The sequence below is a fragment of the Noviherbaspirillum aerium genome (genome assembly GCF_008929045.1).
In the GTDB taxonomy this organism is placed as follows: Bacteria; Pseudomonadota; Gammaproteobacteria; order Burkholderiales; family Burkholderiaceae_D; genus Noviherbaspirillum; species Noviherbaspirillum aerium.
This window is the reverse complement of record NZ_VFAH01000022.1, coordinates 24,137-43,470: the sequence shown is the minus strand read 5'-3', so window position 1 is coordinate 43,470 and position 19,334 is coordinate 24,137. Positions and strand designations below refer to the sequence as shown.

Below are 19,334 nucleotides of genomic sequence, written 5' to 3'. Positions count from 1 at the left end.
ATCTGACATACCCATATCGATGCACATCATGCCTGTATCGATGCCCGCATCAGGCAGTCTCGGCTAGTCCGTGAACAGCCAATGCCAGGGCTCGTACACGAAACCCTTGTCATTATTGCGGGGATAGGACATCACGAAACCGAAGCGGCCGGCATGCACGGTGAGCCATCGGAAAGCATCGGTTTGCTCGAATGGCTCTTCCCTTTCCTCGCAACCCGGCGTGTTGATATCCACCGCACGCCCGGTGTGGTGCTCGCTGTAGCCCGGCGGCGCGCTCAATGTGAATATCTTCGCAAGCGGCATGCCGCGCTCGATCTTGGCGCGCACGATATCGGCCTGGCTGGCAAGATCGCGGAATGCCGAGACGATATACAGCTCGATGCCATCCCGCCCCGCCGCCTGGCGCATTGCCTGCCAGGCCCGCGCAGCCGCCGGAATCAGCATGTGCCCGAGGCCGTCGCCTCCGGTTTCGGCCAATGCCAGTTCGGTGGCTTGCGGGTGAAACGGCAAGCCGGTTTGCGCCGCCCGCTCCGGCGAAATGCCGAGCGCGGCAAGGATTTCAGTTGTATTGCTGTCAAGCCGGATATTTTGCATTTGTAGACGATGGTGTATCAATAAGTGCGACCTTGGTCAGAGCGATGCCTGCGGCAAGCGGTTCCTGCGGGAAGGAGACAGGTACGCGTTGCGCCGCCCGAGCGGCGCAACGCCGGGCCGGAGTAAACTATGGACATCTTCCGCATGATTCCAGATTACGATGTCCAACCCGTCCAACGATCCACGTCCCGTTCCCCCCGTCGAGCCTGCGCTCGAAGACTGCTGCGGCAATGGCTGCGACCCGTGCATATTCGACATTCACTATGCCGCAATGGACCGCTACCGCGCAGAACTCGCCGCATGGGAAGCGCGCCATCCGCAGCAGGCCGGATAAGCCCTGGGGCATTGCTCGACATTCTTATGGATTCGGCCCGAAAAATGGTTCATTTTTCGGGCCGCTGATCTCACCCTCTCCCTTTGGGAGAGGGCCGGGGTGAGGGGATCCGGACCAAGATATTTTCGGGCCGGATCTATAGGTCAGGTCAAGTCCGGGGCATGCCGGATTTCGATCGTGGTATGCACCACTTCCTCATGGACACCGATGCGCTTGCGCACCTCATCCGGCGTCAGTGCAGGATTGTCGGTAGCCAGGCTTAGCGCACAGGAGTAATGTTCCCGCCCGACCCGCCATACATGCAGGTCGGTAATGCGGATGCGCTCGCCGTCGCGATCCGTCTCCACCGCCTCGCGGATTTCCTGCACCACCGGGTGGTCCATCTCGCGGTCCAGCAGGACCTTGCCGGTTTCATGGATCAGGTTCTTCGCCCATACCGCAACCAGTACCGCGCCGACCACGCCCATTGCCGGATCCAGCCATGCCCAGCCGTACAGCCAGCCGCCGGCAAGTGCCACGATAGCCAGCACCGATGTTGCGGCATCGGTGATCACATGCACATACGCGGCTTTCAGGTTCAGGTCGGCATGATGTCCCTGCTGCTCGCCGTGCGAATGCGGGTGATGTGCATGGTGATGGTGGTCATGATGATGATGATGATCATGTCCATGACTATGACCATGACCGTGATGATGATGGGCTCCGCCGAGGATGAATGCACACACGATATTGACAAACAGGCCGAGCACGCCGACCAGCATCGCTTCCTGATAATGAATGGCCTGCGGCGACAACAGCCTCTCGACGGAACCTGCCACCATCAGGGCGGCAATGACGATCAGCAGCACGGCGCTCGTAAATCCGGCGAGTACCTCGACCTTCCAGGTACCGAAGGCGAATCTCGGATCCTGCGCATATCGCCGCGCCGCCGCGTAGGCAAAGGTGCTCAGCCCGATAGCCAGCGCATGCGAACTCATGTGCCAGCCGTCCGCCAGCAAGGCCATCGAATTGAACCACCAACCGGCGCCGATCTCGGCAAGCATCGCGAATGCCGTAATCCACATGACGATGCGCGTGCCTCGTTCCGCTGCGGGATTTCCGCCGCCGTAGACATGGACATGCACGTTGTCGCCCGTGAGCGCTGCGCCAGGTGTGGAATGGCTTGAATGCTCCGCGTGGCTTGAATGATTCGATTGACCCGGATGGGGGTGCTGCATGCCTCTTCCTTTACGATGTTTGCGCATGGCGGGTGTCCGCCGCGGTGTCTGTTGGGGTCCCTGCTGCGGTCATTTGCCGGGGGTCAGAAACCAAGGCTCTTGCCCGCGCCCAGCAGCGTCGCGACGCCGAGCACGGCAAAGATTGCGGCGGCAATGCCATGCACCAGGCGTACCGGCATGCGGTCGGCGATGCGGTCACCCATCAGCACGGCCGGGACATTGGCCAGCATCATGCCGAGCGTCGTGCCGGCAACCACGGCGAACAGGGCATTGTATTGGGCGGCCAGCGCCACTGTCGCCACCTGGGTCTTGTCGCCCATCTCGGCCAGGAAAAATGCGATCAGCGTGGCGATGAAGACACCCGACCTCGGCAGCTGCGCATCTTCCTCTTCGAACTTATCGGGGATCAGCGTCCACGCCGCCATTGCCAGAAAGGAAACGCCGAGCACCCAGCGCAGGGTTTCCGGCGCCAGGAGCGAGGTGATCCATGCGCCCAGCGCGCCGGCGAAGCCGTGGTTGACCAGTGTAGCCGCAAGGATGCCGAGAATGATGGGAACAGGCCTGCGGAATTTTGCGGCGAGGATGAATGCGAGAAGTTGGGTCTTGTCGCCGATTTCTGCCAGTGCGACGATGCCTGTGGAGACGAGGAATGCTTCCATGTAATTTTAATATTCCCTGGCCGGACATGATCCATTGACCATAAGCCCGTCCGGCCAACGGAAGGCATATGGTCAAAGGTCTTGCCAAGCGATGGAACCGCTTGCGCCATGGTCTGTGGACCAAGTGTGTTGACGCAAGCCCCTTCAGTAGCGAAGGGAGGCTACTCCCCAATGACGGTGCGGATGATACTCGACAATATTGCGGTTGTCTATGAAACGCCCCGATCGCATCGGCTGTTTCCGAACAGGCAATACCGCGCCGGGGTTCGTGTCGGATGATCGAGAACCGCCATCCCGCGCCGCAGGAAACCCTCATAGGCCGATTGCCTACCGATCCGATTGAACAATTCAAATGGCAAGGCAAACTTTAGCCAATTAATATGAATTTAAAGTCCCGACAGGTTTCCAACGCTTGGGAATACCAGAGTTTACGGTACTAGAAGGTGCTGAACGAATGGAGGTCTTTATGCAAGGCAATTCCGATGATGCGAAACACAGGCATTCATTGCGCCGTGTGAAGCTTGCGGTGGGCCTGCTGATCAATGTAGGCGGCATGCTTGCAGTTGCGCAAAATTTATTGTCCTGAGAAGTACGCGGAAGCGGCAGCGCCGACCCGGGGCTGCCGCTCCAGCCAAATCGCCGCGCCTGTGCCTGATGACACGCGCGGCGATCTGTTTTTCATGCCGCCTGCGGCATCGTTTCGGTAACGATGCGCATCTGGCCTTCCAGCGTCTTGTGCACCGGGCACTTGTTGGCGATATCCGTCAGCCTTTGCTGTTCTTCTTCGCTCAGCTTGCCGATGTAACGAATCCGGCGCGTGAATACATAAGCATCGCCCTGATGCCCATGCTCGATGCGCACGTCGATATCCTGCAGATCCATGTTCTTGCGGTTGGCATACATGCGAACCGTGATCGCGGTGCATGCGGCGAGGGAGGCGGCAAGAAGATCATGCGGCTCTGGGCCGGTCTCTTCGCCGCCGTACATGCGCGGCGCATCGGTGAGAATGCGGTGCTGTCCGATCTCGATCACGTGCTGCAGCGGACCTTCGCCGCGGTGTACCTTGATTTCCATGCTTCCCTCTTTTGAGTGTGAAACGCTGAGGCGAACTCTGTTCGGAGCACGATGACCGGCATGCGGCCATCGTACCACTTCACGACCTGCGGCGACTCTAGAGCGGATTGCAGATGGGTGTACGGTCGCCTCGGTCTGCCTCGGTCTGCCTTGGGCGCATGGCAGCGTTGTTCGTCGCCAAGGTGGCCCGCCACACGGCGCCCCCGTTGCCCCGCATCCCAGGGCAGACCGATTCTTCCATACACCCACCTACATTCTGCTCTAGTCAAACAGCTTGTTTGCGGTCTTGGCAATCAGCTGGCCCTGGTGGCGAGCCCCTTCCAGCTCGATTTCCGAAGGCTGGCGCTGGCCCTGGCCGCCGGCGATGGTGGTGGCGCCGTATGGGCTGCCGCCGACGATCTCGTCCAGCGTCATCTGGCCCTGGTGGCTGTAAGGAAGACCGACCACGGTCATGCCGAAATGCAGGAGGTTGGTGATGATGGAGAACAGCGTGGTTTCCTGGCCGCCATGCTGGGTCGCGGTCGATGTGAACGCGCCGCCCACCTTGCCGTTCAATGCGCCCTTGGCCCACAGGCCGCCCGCCTGGTCGAGGAAGCTCGCCATCTGCGAAGGCATGCGTCCGAAACGTGTCGGTGCGCCGATGACGATGGCATCGTAGTTGGCCAGTTCGGCAACGGTCGCGACCGGCGCAGTCTGGTCGAGCTTGAAATGGGCATTCTTGGCGATGTCCTGCGGTACTGTTTCCGGAACGCGCTTGATATCCACGCTGGCGCCGGTACTGCGAGCTCCTTCGGCAACTGCATTTGCCAGCGTTTCGATGTGACCGTAAGTCGAGTAATACAGGACAAGCACTTTTGACATGGTAGATCTCCGTGATAGGTGAATCAGGTTGGTTGAATTGTTGTTGGAATGGTTTCCGGCGCACTGCGCCCCGGCGGATCGGGATTGCAAGAATAACAAAGTTCGTCGGACCGGTCCGGGAGGCGCTATCCGGGCGCGCTCATGCAGATCCTGTGGCGCTCCTACGCGAACGCATACACATCCATGGCCAGCACGCCATATTCATAGCTGCTGTGAAGACGTTCGCCCCGGGCGCCGGCACCGGCCGCACCCATGGCCGCAAACAGCGGCAGCAGATGATCATCCGCAGGATGGTTGCGCTCCGCATGGGGCGCCTTGCGCCGGTAGTCGAGCAATGCCTGACGCCGTTCCTCATGCAGCTGGCCGTGGAGCCTCTCATGCATCCAGGCTCCGAACTCGCTGACCCATGGCTGCACCGGCGCATCCATGCCCTGCCCGCGGAATTCGTAGAGGTTGTGCGTCAGTGAACCGGAACCGATTACCAGCACGCCTTCTTCACGCAACCCGGACAGCGCACGGCCCAAGCTTTCATGCGCGGCGGGTGTGCCGCCGCGCAGAATCGAGACTTGCAGCACCGGAATGTCGGCATCCGGATACATCAGCCGCAGCGGCACCCACGCTCCATGGTCGAGACCGCGATCCGGACTGCGCCGCACGCCATGGCCAGCCTGCTCCAGCAGCGCGGCAACCCGCGCCGCCACGTCGGGCTCTCCAGGCGCGGGATACCGGATGTCGAACAGCGCGGCAGGAAATCCGCCGAAATCATGAATGGTTTCGGGCCGCGCGGCGAAACTGACGGCGGGATTGCCGATCGTTTCCCAATGCGCCGAAAAAACCACGACTGCCGTGGGACGCGGCAACGACTCTCCCAATTCCATCAGGAAGCGGCGTGCCGGACTGTCCTGAATGGCGAGCATCGGCGAGCCGTGCGAAATGAACAATGAGGGCAAAGTTGTCATGGTGATCCTCCTGGCAGACCTACGTTCCGGCCGTCATGCCTCTTGCGATGAATATTCAATGTTTTCACTATATTCAATCACGAGAGGTAAATAAATACCGGTTCGCTTGCCAAATTGTTTCTTATTGGTTGACAATGCGGCATGGACATTTTCGCAAGCATGAAAGCCTTTGTTACGGTGGTCGACGCCGGCAGCTTTGCCGCCGCCGCCGAGCGCATGCAGATATCGCGCGCCATGGCGTCAAAGCATGTCGCGACGCTGGAAGATCATCTCGGCACGCGCCTTTTGAATCGCACCACCCGCCGCCTGAGCCTCACCGAAGCCGGAACGGTTTTCTACGAGCGCAGTGTCCAGATCATGGCGGACCTCAGCGAAGCCGAACAGGTGGCCGGCTACATGGCGGCCGCACCGCGCGGGGTGCTGAAGATCGCCATGCCCCTTTCCTTCGGTCAGCACCGGCTGGGTCCCTTGATCGCCGGTTACGTGCGCACCTATCCGCAGGTCAAGCTCGATATTGCGCTGAGCGATCGCAAGGTCGACCTGGTGGATGAAGGCTTCGATCTCGCGATTCGCATCGGCATGACGCTCGAGCCTGGCCTGATCGCCCGCAAGCTGGGCGATGAACGAATCATCATCTGCGGCGCACCTTCGTATCTGGAACAGCATGGCATTCCGCGCACTCCGAAGGAACTGGCCGGACATGCCTGCCTCGGCTATGCGCTGGGACAGGGAGGCGATGAATGGCGACTGGAAGGACCCGGCGGCCCCGTCAGCGTGCGCTGCAGCGGGCCGATCAGGGCCGACAACGGCGACATGCTGCGCGAGGCCGCCGTTAATGGCGCCGGGCTGATCTTCCAGCCGCGCTTCATCGTCGGCGCAGACCTGCAGGCAGGCCGGCTCAAGCAGGTGCTTGAGGAATACCAGTCGGGCGAAATGGGCATTTATGCAGTGTATTCAAGCCGCAAGCATCTTTCCGCCAAGGTGCGCAGTTTCGTCGACTTTCTCGCTGCGGGACTGGGACTTGCCACGCCGCCGGCGTGACACGCTCCGGCATGATCATCCGCACCCGTGGCAGGTGAATGAAATGGCAAGTTTGTGACGGGCGAACAACAGGCTGTTCTCGACGGATTTCCTAGTGGAAACGAAATGCCGGTTTTGGGATAATGCCAGAAGAGTCATTGCGCAATGGCTTCCGGCAGCAGCGGCCGCCACGATACCAGAGCGGATGGCCGTTCCGGTCTAACGACGAATCAGGTGCGCTCATGGCACTTGTTGATCTGGTGGTGTGAGGCAGTCTGCCGATTTTCCGTACTCCTGAAGCAGGATTGTTGCCGTGACCCGGCCTTCCCTCGCATTTGTTGAAACCTTTCCACACATAGGCGCTTCATGTTCAAGAACCTCACCATCAAAACACGACTGGTCGGCGTCATTGCATTTCTTTCGCTGCAATTGATCGTCGGCGGCGTGATTGGCATCGTCAGCCTCAGTCAGGCCAACAATTCCATGCGCTCCATGTACGACGACCGCTTGGTGGCACTGGGCCAGCTCGACCGCATCATCCGTTACATCAACGACAACAATTCGGCGGTTGCCAAGGCGCTTACCGGCGAGCAGAGCGGCGTGGAGCAGGCACTCAAGGAGATCGCCGATCGCAGCAAGCAGATCGACACGGAGTGGGGCGCCTACATGCAGACCTACCTGACCCCGGAAGAAAAAAAGATCGCGGAAGAATTCGCTGCCGCCCGCAAGAACTACATGGCGGAAGGGCTGAAGCCGGCGACCGAGGCCCTGCAGGTGCTCGATACGCAGGCGGGCGTCGCGGCGCTGCACGGACCGATGAGCAAGCTGTTCATGCCGGTGCGCGACAGTATCGACCGGCTGATCAAGCTGCAGCTTGAAGTCGCGAAAGCGGATTATGAGCATTCCCAGAACATCTACCACTGGGTGCGCAATTCCTGCATCGCCGGCATCCTGTTCGGCGTCGTGCTCGCCGCCCTGGTCGGCGCATGGCTGGTGCAGGCCATTACCAAGCCCCTGAATGTCGCGGTCAAGGTAGCGGCCGGCGTGGCCGACGGCGACCTGACCCAGCAGATCGAGGTCAGGTCCAATGACGAGACCGGGCAGCTCATGCGCGCATTGAAGAACATGAACGACAGCCTGGTGCAGATCGTCAGCCAGGTCCGCACCAGCACCGAGACCATCGGCACCGCATCAACCGAAATTGCCGCCGGCAACCAGGATCTGTCGGCGCGCACCGAGCAGCAGGCCAGCTCGCTGGAAGAAACCGCGTCTTCCCTGGAAGAGCTGACATCCACCGTCAAGCAGAACGCCGACAATGCGCGCCAGGCCGACCAGCTGGCGCAGTCCGCCTCCGAAGTGGCCAACCGCGGCGGCATGGTGGTGTCCCAGGTCGTCGAAACCATGGGCTCGATCAACGAATCGTCGAAGAAGATTTCCGACATCATCAGCGTCATCGACGGCATCGCCTTCCAGACCAACATCCTGGCGCTGAATGCGGCGGTCGAAGCGGCGCGCGCCGGCGAACAGGGCCGCGGCTTCGCGGTCGTCGCATCGGAAGTCCGCAACCTTGCGCAGCGCTCCGCGGCGGCGGCCAAGGAAATCAAGTCCCTGATCGATGATTCGGTGCAGAAGGTCGATGCCGGCAGCCGGCTGGTCGGACAAGCGGGTTCGACCATGAATGAAATCGTGCAGAGCATCCAGCGCGTGACCGACATCATGGGTGAAATCACCGCGGCCACGCAGGAGCAGACTTCGGGCCTCGATCAGATCAACCAGGCGGTCAGCCAGATGGACCAGGTGACGCAGCAGAACGCTGCCCTGGTGGAAGAGGCAGCGGCAGCAGCCGAATCGATGCGCGAACAGGCGGGCGGACTGGCGCAGGCGGTTGGCGTGTTCAAGCTTGACGGCATGCACATGGCCGCGGCGGTGTCCGTGCCCGCTTTCCGCGCGGCGGCGCCCGCTGCCCGGCCCGCGGCAAACTCGCTGGCTGTCGCCAAGTCAGCAGCGCCGGTCAGGATCAAGGCTTCGGCTCCGGCTCCGGCTCCGAAGATCTCGGCCGCCGATGGCTGGGAAGAGTTTTAATACCACTCCCGCGTCACCACAAGCAGGGACGGTGACGGGCGAGCGCAGCGCCGCATGCGCAGGTCGGCCGTCGGGGCAATGTATCCATGCATTCCCGACGGATCGATGCCAACGTCCGACAGCATACATACTCCCGGTTATTGATTTCAATCAATAGCAGCGAACCGCACGCTTGCGGCGGCTTCGCTACACTTTGCTTATTCGAGCGGGAGACAACGAAAGCTTGCTCGATATCACCGCCCGGCCGGAACACCATACCAATACTGAGTCCGGGCATTTCACAATGCACATGCACGAGGATTGTTATGGCGACTGGTACTGTCAAGTGGTTCAACGACGCTAAAGGCTTTGGCTTCATCACTCCGGATCAAGGCGGCGAAGACCTGTTCGCGCACTTCTCCGCGATCAATTCATCCGGATTCAAGACGCTGAAGGAAGGCCAGCAGGTCAGCTTCGAAGTGACTCAGGGCCCCAAGGGCAAGCAAGCGTCGAACATCGTGGCCTCGCACTGATTGCCGTTGATTCCTTGGCGGATCCTTTCCGCCTGGTGCCGGAGCAGCTTCGATGGCGAAGCCTGATCCGGCAAGCATGGAAACCGCCCGACTCGTTTCCGCATTTAAATTCCCGCAGTCCCAGGCAGCCTTGAAGAAGCCGGCTCCATTCGCTTCGGCATGCCCGCACCGCGCCGCACTGATATCCGCCTGTCGACCCGTCACGGACTAGCCACACTCCCGCGACGGTCTGCCGCGGCACCGGCAAATTGACCCCGAGCACAGCAGAGGACCGCGCATTGGACTATCATGACGTCCCCTTCTCCGCAGCGGTAGCGACATGAACGATATGCCCGAAACCAACAATGATGCCGATCCGGCGACGCCGATTTACGAAGCCCGGCTTTGGCGCGACGACGGCTGGACCGCGCGCGTGATCAAGAACGAGGACGACGACGGCTGGGCGGTTGAAATGATCAAGGATGGCGAGACTGAGCCGGCGCTGGTCGGGCCGTGGACCATGGGCCGCGACAAGAAGAATCCGAAACCGCTCGATACTTCCGCATTCAACACGCTGGTCAAGACTGCCTCGGAAGTGCTGCGCAGGCATGAACAGCAATTGCATGCCTTGCTGCACAAGAGCATCACGGTGAGCACGGCCTCGGGCAACATCAATGTGCTGCTTGATATCGTGCCCGACGAAGACGACCCCTATGCGGTACTGCGCGCCTGTGAAGAATACGGCGACACCATTGCCGAAGTGCGTGTAGCGCCGACGTTCAAGCTAACCCGCGCCAGCGCCGAAGCATGGATAGAGAGCGGTTACCGAAAGCCGGGACGAAGCTGACTTGGGGCCTGTTCACACCCCATGCGGAGTGCGATTTGTGAACAGTCCTTAAAATTCGCCGGAAAACCCGCGGCTCGGCTTGATGCCGGCGCTGCGGTGCCAAATCCGCCTCATGCGCCTCACGTTTAGATGTGGTTCTTGTACCTGGCTCAAGTCCCGCCTCCGCTTTTTGAATAGACTCGAGCTAGAGCGGATTGCGGATGAGTGTACGGAAGCATCGGTTTGCCTTGGGATGCAGGGCAAGGCGGGAGAAGCGCCGTGTGGCGGGCCACACCAGCGACGACCAACGCCGCCATGCGCCCAAGACAAGCCGAGGCGACCGACCATCCATCCGTAATCCGCTCTAGGCTGTGTTTGCCAACTGTCGCGAGCGATTCGGAATTGTGCTGATGAGCGGGAGCGCACGCGTATCGACGTCCGCCAGGCACCGTCGGACCGATCCGGACCGTGCAGCAGCTTCGCAAACACGGTTTAGTGGTGTGAAGGCGAATGGTCGGGCGCCTCGTCTAGCCTGGACGCATGGCAGCGTTGGTCGTCGCTGGTGTGGCCCGGCGTATGGCGCTCCTCCCGCCCCGTCCGGCACTCCACGATAAATCGATCCTTCCAACCACCCACCCGCGACCGCTCCAGGCTGTGATCCATGTCGACAGGCGATGTTTTTAATGGAAACGAAGGAACTACTTCGTCCGGCATGCCACCCACCATAAAAGGAAAACATTCTCCATGGCATTTGCTCAAAACATTACCTTCTTCATTACCGAATATGTATTGCCCATGATGGCGTCTCTGCTTAAGTAATCCCCAACCCAAGTCGTGACATAACCAAAGGGTCGATCGGTTCTTTCGGCCGGCAAGGCCGGACTGCGCTCGTTCACCGGAAAAAGACGCGGACCCATGTTATGGAAAGGCTTGGGACTGGAATCAGCCATCTTCGGCTGGCGGGCGCACGCCGCCCGATAGAGCCCCTACGTTCCTGTCGGACGCCGCACACCCATTGCTTCACACACCTGCACCAGACGCTCGGGAAACCACTCGGGGTTGAACTCGACGGTATTCCGCGGGAACAGCATCACGACCGTGGAGCCAAGCAGGAAGCGCCCCATTTCCTGTCCGCGTTCGATGCGGATGTCCTGCTGCTCGTAGCGCCATTCGCGGATATCCGGAAGGCGCGGTGGATTGATCACGCCATGCCAGGTCGTTGCCATGCTGCCGACGATGGTTGCGCCCACCAGCACCAGTACGAAAGGCCCATCCTGCCCTTCGAAAACGCAGACAACCCGTTCATTGCGGGCAAACAGATTCGGCACGCCGCGCGCAGTGGTCGGATTGACCGAGAACAGATCCCCTGGCACATAAATCATCCGCGTCAGGCGGCCGCTGCAGGGCATGTGGATGCGGTGATAGTCCTTGGGGCTCAGATAAAGCGTGCAGAAGTCGCCATCCTCGAACTGGGCCGCCAGTTCGGGGTCGCCGCCGACCAGCGCCAGCGTCGAATAGTCATGTCCCTTGGCCTGGAAGATCCTGTCCTTGTGGATGCGGCCGAACTGGCTGACGGCGCCGTCGACCGGACACAGGAAATCCGTCGCCGCAACAGGCCGTGCGCCTTCGCGCAGCGGCCGGGTGAAAAACTCGTTGAAGCTAGCGTAGCTGCGAATGTCGGGATTCACGGCCTCCTGCATGTTGACGCCATAGAAGTTGACGAAGCCGCGGATCAGCGCGGTGGTCATTCCGCCGGCACGGGCACCGGCGATCTTGCCCGCAAGGATGGTAAGCGCCTGTTTCGGCAGGAGATATTGATGGAGAACTGCGAGTCGGTTGCGCACGTTGAGTTCAGTGTTTGATCATGGAAATGTTCGTGATTGTACCGGTGTCCGGGAGCACTTACGACTTTTGCTCAACGGGAACGCCGCTGTCGGTGATCGCTCAAGCGGATACGGATGGAACCATCGCCGGCTTACATGCCACATACGGAACATTTCGCCGCATGGCAATCTTTATCGCCAGTTGGAAATTAAGACCAAGGCAATTTAATTTCTGCACGCTGAAGTCGCCATGTTTATTTGACCCAGATTATTTAGAAAGAATGCCATGTACCGTGTCCATTCAGTTCGCACGCCCTCCACACATGCACCGAGCATTGATGAAGCATCAAAGGCACCCGGCATGGCACCATCGGAAACGAGCGCTGTGCGGCAGCGCGATTCCACTTCTCCGCGCCATTTCCATCACACCGCATCGAGTGTCGCCCAATTCAACGCATGGCGCCGATCATCCACCGCAAGCCATGCTGGCAACCTCAGCAACGGTAGCGCCAGAAGCAACGTTAGCCGCAGAACCACCCCTGGCTCCACCCACGGATACGATGAACCGGCGCATGGCACCAGAGTGCCTGGCCGAGGGCAGAGCCGGGCGCCTGCGCAGCCCGACACCATGCCCTTGCCGGCGAATTTCACGCCGCAAAATGGATATCAGATTCCCCCGCGCGGAATTCAGATGTCACACCATCAGGGTAATCGAACGGTGGGTAACAGGTTGGATAGCGCGCTGAATGATGCAACCAAGGGCTTGAAAAGAATAAAAAAAGATATCTTTCCCGCCAAGACATTGGGGATCAATCGTGCCAATTTGAAAAAAACCTGGAATAACGTCGACCGCTTTTGTTATGTAACCATCACAAGTGTGACAACCGCTTCCGTCATTTTGACCTTCCCTCTGTCCGGTCCGGCTCTCGCTCTGGGCGTGGCTACGGGGGTGGCATACGGCGCCACCTCCTGGGCCCTTCGCAAGATTGTATTGGGCAGCATCAGCTGATCTTCCGGCGGATAAGACGCCTTCGACGAAACCCGGCCTGCGCAAGCATCCCGCCTTCTATCGCGCCGCTTCCTGCAGCAACCGGGTCAGGAGATACAGGCGCGGCACGATGGAATCGATCGCGATGTATTCATCGCGCGCATGATAGCCGGCGCCGGCAAGGCCCAGGCTTTCGAGCACGGCCGCCTTGCCGGTCAGGCCCGCATAACCGGCGTCGGTCGCACCCCCGGTGCCCGGGATCAGCGTCAGCTTGCGGTCGATTTCGGCATAGATGACCTCGGCCTTGCGGGCGAGCTGCTGCGCCGCCGGCGTCGCCATGTACGGCGGGCGGCCGCGCTCGATGCGAACGATTGTTTCCGTGTCGGGTATCTGGCGCTGCTTCACTCTTTCCTGCAGGGCTTCCTGCATGCGTTCAATGCCGTCGGGCGCGGTCAGCCGCATGTCGGCCATGGCTTGCGCCTGCTCCGGTATCTGGTTGCGTACCACGCCGGCCTTGGCGCTGGTCCAGTTGAGCTGCGTGCCGGGAACGGAACGGGCGATGTCTTCCGTCTGCAGGATCTGGTGCGCAAGTTCGACCAGCGCGTTGCGCCCCATTTCCGGCGCCGCGCCCGCATGCGACGCCCGTCCGCGCACCTGCATCATCACGCTGGCCGTGCCCGCGGCGCTAAGCAGGACGCCCTCGGGCATGTCGGGCGTCGGTTCGCAGGAGAGCACAACGTCATGTTCGCCGGCCAGGGCTGCGATCAGCGAGCCGGAACCGCGCGACCCTGTTTCTTCATCGGCGTTGAAGAGCACGGTCAGGCGGGCGTAATCCTGCAGCTTCAGATCCTTCATGATTTTCAGCGCATGCAGGACCAGGCTGATGCCTCCCTTGTCGTCGGCAATGCCCGGCCCGTAGATGCGATTGCCTTCGATGCGATAAGGCTGGGTCTTGAGCGTGCCCACCGGGTAGACGGTATCCATATGGGCCATGAGCATCAGGCGCCTGCTGCCGCTGCCGTTGAAGGTGCCGATCACGATGTCTGCCGGCCCCTCGCTGCCCTTGCGCCGTTCCACGCTGGCGCCAAGCTGGCGCAGGCGCCTTTCCACGTAGTCCGCCATCCGCGCCAGCCCCGCGGCATCGTAACTGGGCGACTCGATCTGCACCATGTCCTGAAGGCTGGCAACAAGAGCCGCCTGCTCCCTGCGCGCTGCGTCGAGCAGGCGCATGTCCGGTTCCGCCGCCGTCGCGGGAGGCATTGCGAATGCGAACAGCAGCGGCAGAGCCAGTAACAGCGGCCTTACCGCGGCCTGGATTCGGGTGCCTGATCTAGGCATGAAGTCTCCTCGTTGTAGGTATCGTTACAGAGACGATTATAGGGCTGCCATCGGCCCAAGTGCCAACCTGCGTCAGATGACCGGCAATGCACGGGTTGCTTGATCTTCTTCAAGGGAGCGTCTCCCCGCCCAGCCCGTGCCGGGAAGCTCACCCCCTCATCGCCGATCGGGAGTTTGCATGAAAGGAAGCGTGGTTTGCAGTTGCCTCGCGTTTGTCGCAAAGGCCTGGTATGCGATTGCGCAGCGCGCTTGCAGGGAATAGCAGTGGCAGGCGGGGTGTATGAAACGGCGCAGCAGGCGAACCTGAAAGGGTGGTCATGGCAGCGACGGTCGCGACGGCGACGGCGGCGTTCCGGCCATGGTGCGCCATGATGGTGTTGAGCGCGCCGGCGGAACAGCTGGCCGCCAGGCCGGCATGGCGGCATGGCGGATCTCGAAGGAATGACCTTCGGGCCGAAGCTGGCCAACGCGCGGTTCGGTCATCGTCGCGGCGGATGACAATTTTCCGACCGCCGATTCGGCAACCGACCGCAACCAGATCCTGGTATTCGAGGCCATTCCGAAATAAGCGGGCGTGCCCCGCTCACCCTATCCGGCCGGCGCGTCGAGCGCCGGCCGACATCACTCCGCGTCCGGCTGGTTTTCCGGCGCAGCCTGCGCGAAGGCATCCAGCGTCATCGCATGATCGTAGATGCGGCAGATGGTGGGATAGTCATCAAGCGCGATGTTGAAACGTCGCGCATTCCATACCTGCGGCACCAGGCACAGGTCGGCCAGCGTGGGCTGGTCGCCGCATGCCAGCTTGCCGGTACGAGGATCGGCGGCAAGGCGCGCTTCCAGCGACGCGAAACCGGCAGTCACCCAGTGACGATACCATTGCTGCTTGGCCTCGTCCGATACGCCCAGCGTGCCGGTCAGGTATTTGAGCACGCGCAGGTTGTTGAGTGGATGGATGTCGCAGGCGATCTGCAGTGCCAGCGCGCGCGCATGCGCCCGGTCGGCCGGCGCGGCCGGCAACAGCGGCGGCTCCGGGTGCATCTCGTTGAGGTATTCGACGATGGCCAGCGACTGCTGCAGCAGATGGCCATCGTCCTCCAGCGCCGGCACCAGTCCGTCCGGATGAATCGCGCGATAGGCGGGCGCCAGCTGCTCGCCGCCGTTTCGCACCAGATGCACCGGCGCATACTCGCAAGGCAAGCCCTTGAGGTTCAAGGCAATCCGCACGCGGAACGATGCCGAACTGCGGAAATAAGTGTAGAGCTTCAAGCGCCCTCCTTACTTGACGGAATGAGCGGGAAGAACCACGCCGCTGCAGGCGCCGAAGCCGACGCGGTAGCCCTGGCCCTGGCACCAGCCGCGCAGCGTGAGTTCGTCGCCGTCTTCGATGAAGGCACGCTTTTCGCCGGTCTTGAGCGTGATCGGATCACGGCCGTTGAAGGTCATTTCCAGCAGCGAGCCGAGGGAATCCGGCGTGGGGCCGCTGATGGTGCCGGAGCCCATCAGGTCGCCGACGCGCGTGTTGCAGCCCGACACGGTGTGGTGCGCCAGCTGCTGCGCCATGGTCCAGTACATGTACTTGAAATTGGTGCGCGCGATGGTGGTCGGCTCTGCCGCGCCCTGCGGCCTGAGCTGCGCTTCGAGCTGGATATCGAACGCATGTTCGCCGCCATGCTGCAGGTAGGCCAGCGGCTGCGGGTCCTGCTTCGGCTGCGCGGTGCGGAACGGCGCCAGCGCATCCATCGTCACTACCCACGGCGAAATGGTGGTGGCGAAGGTCTTGGCGTTGAAGGGACCGAGCGGCACGTATTCCCAGGCCTGGAAGTCGCGCGCGCTCCAGTCGTTGAGCAGCACCATGCCGAAGATATGCTTCTCCGCCTCTTCGCAGGGAATCGGCTCGCCCAGCGCATTGGGCACGCCGACGATAAAGCCGGTTTCGAGTTCGAGATCGAGCTTGCGGCAGGCGCCGAAGACCGGACGATCCTGGTCGGGCGGCTTGATCTGGCCGTTGGGACGGCGCACCGGCGTGCCGCTGACGATCACCGAGGAGGCGCGGCCGTTGTAGCCGATCGGGATCTCCGACCAGTTCGGCAGCAGCGCATTCTTCGGATCGCGGAACAGCATGCCGACATTGGTTGCATGCTCCTTGGATGAATAGAAGTCGGTATAGCCGGGAATATCGACCGGCAGCAGCATCGTTGCTTCAGCCTGCGGCACCAGCGCCGTGGCGCGCAATGCGGCATTGCCCTGCAGTGTCTGGTTCGATGCGGACAGCAAGGCGCTGATCTGCTCGCGGACGCTGCGCCAGGCTGCCGGACCTTCGGCGATGAAGTCATTCAGGCTGGCACGGGCGAAGATGTCCGCCTTGCATTTGAGCGCGCCTTCGGCCGACAGCAGCGCCAGGTCGAGGATGCTGTCGCCGATGGCCACGCCGACGCGCGGCGCGCCGTTCTTCGTGCTGAACACGCCATAGGGCAGGTTCTGGATGGGAAATTCGGCATCGGCGCTGTTGGCGCTTTCCACCCAACTCTTGAGGTCGGGCGCGGTTGTCATGTCTTGTTGGCTCATTTTGCGTTCGGATTGAAGTTTTTCTTGATGGTCTGCCAGCACTGGAAATATTCATTCTGCAGCTGCGAGGTCTCCAGCGCAAATTGCGTGGGCTTGATCACGGCCGGCGTCTCGAACATGAAAGCCATGGTGTCGGCCACCTTGTTGGGCTTGCTGGTGTCGATGCGCGAAGCCTTTTCGTAGGTTTCGCCGTCCGGACCGTGGCCCGACATGCAGTTGTGCAGGCTGGCGCCGCCCGGTACGAAGCCCTCCGCCTTGGCATCATACTCGCCATGGATGAGGCCCATGAACTCGCTGGCGAAATTGCGGTGGAACCATGGTGGGCGGAAAGTGTTTTCCGCGGCCAGCCAGCGAGGCGGGAAGATGACGAAGTCGATGGTGTCGACGCCCGGCGTGTCGCTCGGCGCCTGCAGCACCAGGAAGATCGAGGGATCGGGATGGTCGTAGCTGATCGAGCCGATGGTATTGAAGCGGCGCAGGTCGTACTTGTACGGCGCATAGTTGCCGTGCCATGCAACCACGTCCAGCGGCGAATGGCCGATGGCGGCGCTCCACAGGCGGCCGCTGAACTTGGCCAGCAGCTCGAAGTCACCCTCCACGTCTTCATAGGCGGCCTGCGGCGTCAGGAAGTCGCGCGGATTGGCGAGGCCGTTGGAGCCGATCACGCCGAGGTCGGGCAGGCGGAACAGCGCCCCGAAGTTTTCGCAGATATAGCCGCGCGCCTCGCCGTCGGGCAGCGCAACGCGGAAGCGCACGCCGCGCGGAATCACCGCGATTTCCTGCGGTTCGATTTCCACCATGCCCATTTCGGTGGCGAGCTGCAGGCGACCCTGCTGCGGCACGATCAGCAGTTCGCCGTCGGCGTTATAGAAGAAGCGGCCTTCCATCGACTTGTTGGCTGCGTACAGATGGATGGCGCAGCCGGTCATGGCTTCCGGCGAGCCGTTGCCGCCCATGGTGACCCAACCCTGGATAAAGTCGGTCGGTGCGGTCGGCATCGGCAGCGGATTCCAGCGCAGCTGGTTGGGCGGTGTCGGCGGCACGGCCGCGAAATCGGACACGATGGCACTTGATTCCACCAGCTTGAACGGCTTGTGCATTGCCGCCGGGCGGATGCGGTACAGCCAGGAGCGGCGGTTGTGGCTGCGCGGCGCGGTGAAGGCGGTGCCCGAGATCTGTTCGGCGTAAAGTCCGTAGGGCGCCTGCTGCGGCGAATTCTGTCCGACCGGCAAGGCGCCGGGCAAGGCTTCGGTTGCAAATTCATTGGCGAAGCCGGACTGATAAAGATGCTTGGTGATCGACAGGCCGGGTGCCTTGGCGAGATCGCTGATGGTCGTCATGACATTGCTCCAGTGCAAATTTCGTGCGTAGTGTGCGCAGTATGCGCAATGTGGATACTGCGACGTTTCGTGCGGATAGCGGCTGCCGGATCGCAGCAAATGAAAAATAACAGCTGCCACTATAGGACTTCCCGCATTGAATTAAAATGCAAATACCAAAATTTGGCATATTTAGCAAATCAATAATGCGCAGTCCCTCCGATATCGACCTCAATCTCCTGGTGGTGTTTCATGAGCTGTTCCAGCAGCGGCAGGTCTCCCTGGCGGCCGAGCGGCTCGGCTTGTCGCAGCCGACCATCAGCAATGCGCTGGCGCGCCTGCGCAAGACCTTCGATGATGAACTGTTCGTGCGCACCGCCCAGGGCATGCAGCCAACGCCCTATGCGCAGGAAATCGCCGAGCCGATCGCCAATGCGCTGGCAGACGTGACTCTGGCGCTGAACCGGCAGCAGGAATTCGATCCGCTGACCAGCGAGCGCCAGTTCGTCATCGCCATGACCGATGTCGGGGAAATCCATTTCATGCCGACCCTGCTGGAACGCTGCGGCACCATCGCGCCGCATGTCAGGATCGGATCGGTGCGCGTCAACGCGGTCGACTGGCGCGAAGGCATCGAGACCGGCCAGATCGACCTCGTCATCGGCGCCTTCACCGATGCCTCGGAAAGCCTGTACCACCGCAGCCTGTTCAGCCAGAAATACGTGACCATGTTCCGCAAGGACCATGCGTTTGCGAAAGGGAATGTCGGCATGGCGGAATTCCTCGCGGCCAGGCACCTGATCGTTTCATCGATGGAAAATCCCTATGACCTGATCAATGAAAGGCTGGAGAAGGCGGGCGTGTCGCGCAGCGCGCAATTTCACGTGCCGCATTTCACCTCGGTGCCCTATATCGTCAGCAGCACCGACATGGTGGTGACGGTGCCCGAAAAGCTGGCGCAGCGCGCCGCCGGTCCGTTCGGCCTGGCTTTCATGCGCCCCCCGCTGCGCCTGCCGCCGCTGCAGACCAACATCTTCTGGCATCGCCGCTTCAACCAGGACAGCGGCAACCAGTGGCTGCGCGGCGTGATTGCCAGCACGTTCAGGGAATAGCCGGCAAGCCTGCCGCAAGGCAGGAGCTTCAGTCAGCTTCGTTCGACAGCGCTCTGTCGAGATAGAAAGCTT

Annotated in this window: 18 protein-coding genes and 1 riboswitch; of the genes, 7 read left to right on the top strand and 11 right to left on the bottom strand. The window is 61.3% G+C overall.

The genetic code is table 11. The features are described 5' to 3' along the window. Positions 1-63: 63 nt before the first annotated feature. On the bottom strand, positions 64-594 hold the full coding sequence (locus FH061_RS23490; protein WP_151638268.1) for a M15 family metallopeptidase: 531 nt from the start codon (positions 592-594) through the stop codon (positions 64-66). A 160-nt stretch (positions 595-754) separates the two neighbouring features. On the opposite strand from FH061_RS23490, the gene FH061_RS23485 reads away from it, so the two are divergent. Further along, a complete protein-coding gene (locus FH061_RS23485) occupies positions 755-928 on the top strand; it encodes an oxidoreductase-like domain-containing protein (RefSeq protein WP_151638267.1) in 174 nt (57 codons plus the stop codon). Between the two features lie 143 nt (positions 929-1,071). Here the strand turns inward: FH061_RS23485 and dmeF are convergent, their stop codons facing one another. The 5 genes from dmeF to FH061_RS23460 all read right to left on the bottom strand — a co-directional run bounded on the left by dmeF (position 1,072) and on the right by FH061_RS23460 (position 5,698). Beyond that, the gene (gene dmeF / locus FH061_RS23480; protein ID WP_151638266.1) at positions 1,072-2,145 is read right to left on the bottom strand and encodes a CDF family Co(II)/Ni(II) efflux transporter DmeF; all 1,074 of its coding nucleotides are present in this window, start codon (positions 2,143-2,145) and stop codon (positions 1,072-1,074) included. Between the two features lie 83 nt (positions 2,146-2,228). Further along, positions 2,229-2,804: a TMEM165/GDT1 family protein gene (locus FH061_RS23475; protein WP_151638265.1), complete on the bottom strand. Its 576-nt coding sequence runs from the start codon at positions 2,802-2,804 to the stop codon at positions 2,229-2,231. A gap of 11 nt (positions 2,805-2,815) precedes the next feature. Next, a riboswitch (yybP-ykoY riboswitch) is annotated at positions 2,816-2,986 on the bottom strand. 496 nt (positions 2,987-3,482) lie between these two features. Then, positions 3,483-3,878: an OsmC family protein gene (locus FH061_RS23470; RefSeq protein ID WP_151638264.1), complete on the bottom strand. Its 396-nt coding sequence runs from the start codon at positions 3,876-3,878 to the stop codon at positions 3,483-3,485. Between the two features lie 261 nt (positions 3,879-4,139). Beyond that, positions 4,140-4,739, bottom strand: coding sequence for an NAD(P)H:quinone oxidoreductase (wrbA, locus tag FH061_RS23465; protein WP_151638263.1), 600 nt, complete (start codon positions 4,737-4,739; stop codon positions 4,140-4,142). A 161-nt stretch (positions 4,740-4,900) separates the two neighbouring features. After that, complete coding sequence (locus FH061_RS23460; protein ID WP_151638262.1) at positions 4,901-5,698, bottom strand: dioxygenase family protein; 798 nt, start codon at positions 5,696-5,698, stop codon at positions 4,901-4,903. A gap of 159 nt (positions 5,699-5,857) precedes the next feature. Between FH061_RS23460 and FH061_RS23455 the strand changes: the two genes are divergently transcribed. From FH061_RS23455 to FH061_RS23440, 4 genes are all read left to right on the top strand, one after another. After that, positions 5,858-6,739 (top strand): LysR family transcriptional regulator, encoded by an 882-nt coding sequence (locus FH061_RS23455; protein ID WP_264158750.1) that lies wholly within the window; start codon positions 5,858-5,860, stop codon positions 6,737-6,739. Between the two features lie 345 nt (positions 6,740-7,084). Further along, complete coding sequence (locus FH061_RS23450; RefSeq protein ID WP_151638260.1) at positions 7,085-8,800, top strand: methyl-accepting chemotaxis protein; 1,716 nt, start codon at positions 7,085-7,087, stop codon at positions 8,798-8,800. Between the two features lie 305 nt (positions 8,801-9,105). Continuing rightward, positions 9,106-9,312 carry a cold-shock protein gene (locus FH061_RS23445; RefSeq protein WP_151638259.1) on the top strand — a complete coding sequence of 69 codons (207 nt, stop codon included), beginning with the start codon at positions 9,106-9,108 and terminating at the stop codon, positions 9,310-9,312. 319 nt (positions 9,313-9,631) lie between these two features. After that, a complete protein-coding gene (locus FH061_RS23440) occupies positions 9,632-10,138 on the top strand; it encodes a hypothetical protein (RefSeq protein ID WP_151638258.1) in 507 nt (168 codons plus the stop codon). A 965-nt stretch (positions 10,139-11,103) separates the two neighbouring features. Here the strand turns inward: FH061_RS23440 and asd are convergent. Next, the gene (gene asd, locus FH061_RS23435; RefSeq protein WP_151638257.1) at positions 11,104-11,961 is read right to left on the bottom strand and encodes an archaetidylserine decarboxylase; all 858 of its coding nucleotides are present in this window, start codon (positions 11,959-11,961) and stop codon (positions 11,104-11,106) included. A gap of 670 nt (positions 11,962-12,631) precedes the next feature. Here asd and FH061_RS23430 point away from each other — a divergent pair. Beyond that, positions 12,632-12,949, top strand: a complete 318-nt coding sequence (locus FH061_RS23430) for a hypothetical protein (protein WP_151638256.1) — start codon at positions 12,632-12,634, stop codon at positions 12,947-12,949. Positions 12,950-13,006: 57 nt separating this feature from the next. Here FH061_RS23430 and FH061_RS23425 read toward each other — a convergent pair whose 3' ends face one another. The 4 genes from FH061_RS23425 to hmgA form a co-directional block, all read right to left on the bottom strand. Then, positions 13,007-14,266 (bottom strand): glutamate carboxypeptidase, encoded by a 1,260-nt coding sequence (locus tag FH061_RS23425; RefSeq protein ID WP_151638255.1) that lies wholly within the window; start codon positions 14,264-14,266, stop codon positions 13,007-13,009. A 621-nt stretch (positions 14,267-14,887) separates the two neighbouring features. Continuing rightward, the gene (gene maiA, locus FH061_RS23420) at positions 14,888-15,532 is read right to left on the bottom strand and encodes a maleylacetoacetate isomerase (RefSeq protein WP_151638254.1); all 645 of its coding nucleotides are present in this window, start codon (positions 15,530-15,532) and stop codon (positions 14,888-14,890) included. A 9-nt stretch (positions 15,533-15,541) separates the two neighbouring features. Next, a complete protein-coding gene (fahA, locus tag FH061_RS23415) occupies positions 15,542-16,831 on the bottom strand; it encodes a fumarylacetoacetase (RefSeq protein WP_151638253.1) in 1,290 nt (429 codons plus the stop codon). After that, entirely contained in the window at positions 16,828-18,171 is a 1,344-nt protein-coding gene (gene hmgA / locus FH061_RS23410; protein WP_151638252.1) for a homogentisate 1,2-dioxygenase, read from the bottom strand. Before hmgA ends, fahA begins: the two co-directional genes overlap by 4 nt. A 185-nt stretch (positions 18,172-18,356) precedes the next feature. Between hmgA and FH061_RS23405 the strand changes: the two genes are divergently transcribed. Further along, complete coding sequence (locus FH061_RS23405; RefSeq protein ID WP_151638251.1) at positions 18,357-19,262, top strand: LysR family transcriptional regulator; 906 nt, start codon at positions 18,357-18,359, stop codon at positions 19,260-19,262. The last annotated feature ends 72 nt before the right edge of the window (positions 19,263-19,334 follow it).

Excerpts from the sequence above, each read along its gene's own strand:
- FH061_RS23490 (WP_151638268.1), bottom strand. The coding sequence starts at position 594 with ATGCAAAATATCCGGCTTGACAGCAATACAACTGAAATCCTTGCCGCG.
- FH061_RS23485 (WP_151638267.1), top strand. The coding sequence starts at position 755 with ATGTCCAACCCGTCCAACGATCCACGTCCCGTTCCCCCCGTCGAGCCT.
- dmeF (WP_151638266.1), bottom strand. The coding sequence starts at position 2,145 with ATGCAGCACCCCCATCCGGGTCAATCGAATCATTCAAGCCACGCGGAG.
- FH061_RS23475 (WP_151638265.1), bottom strand. The coding sequence starts at position 2,804 with ATGGAAGCATTCCTCGTCTCCACAGGCATCGTCGCACTGGCAGAAATC.
- FH061_RS23470 (WP_151638264.1), bottom strand. The coding sequence starts at position 3,878 with ATGGAAATCAAGGTACACCGCGGCGAAGGTCCGCTGCAGCACGTGATC.
- wrbA (WP_151638263.1), bottom strand. The coding sequence starts at position 4,739 with ATGTCAAAAGTGCTTGTCCTGTATTACTCGACTTACGGTCACATCGAA.
- FH061_RS23460 (WP_151638262.1), bottom strand. The coding sequence starts at position 5,698 with ATGACAACTTTGCCCTCATTGTTCATTTCGCACGGCTCGCCGATGCTC.
- FH061_RS23455 (WP_264158750.1), top strand. The coding sequence starts at position 5,858 with ATGAAAGCCTTTGTTACGGTGGTCGACGCCGGCAGCTTTGCCGCCGCC.
- FH061_RS23450 (WP_151638260.1), top strand. The coding sequence starts at position 7,085 with ATGTTCAAGAACCTCACCATCAAAACACGACTGGTCGGCGTCATTGCA.
- FH061_RS23445 (WP_151638259.1), top strand. The coding sequence starts at position 9,106 with ATGGCGACTGGTACTGTCAAGTGGTTCAACGACGCTAAAGGCTTTGGC.
- FH061_RS23440 (WP_151638258.1), top strand. The coding sequence starts at position 9,632 with ATGAACGATATGCCCGAAACCAACAATGATGCCGATCCGGCGACGCCG.
- FH061_RS23430 (WP_151638256.1), top strand. The coding sequence starts at position 12,632 with ATGTCACACCATCAGGGTAATCGAACGGTGGGTAACAGGTTGGATAGC.
- FH061_RS23425 (WP_151638255.1), bottom strand. The coding sequence starts at position 14,266 with ATGCCTAGATCAGGCACCCGAATCCAGGCCGCGGTAAGGCCGCTGTTA.
- fahA (WP_151638253.1), bottom strand. The coding sequence starts at position 16,831 with ATGAGCCAACAAGACATGACAACCGCGCCCGACCTCAAGAGTTGGGTG.
- hmgA (WP_151638252.1), bottom strand. The coding sequence starts at position 18,171 with ATGACGACCATCAGCGATCTCGCCAAGGCACCCGGCCTGTCGATCACC.
- FH061_RS23405 (WP_151638251.1), top strand. The coding sequence starts at position 18,357 with ATGCGCAGTCCCTCCGATATCGACCTCAATCTCCTGGTGGTGTTTCAT.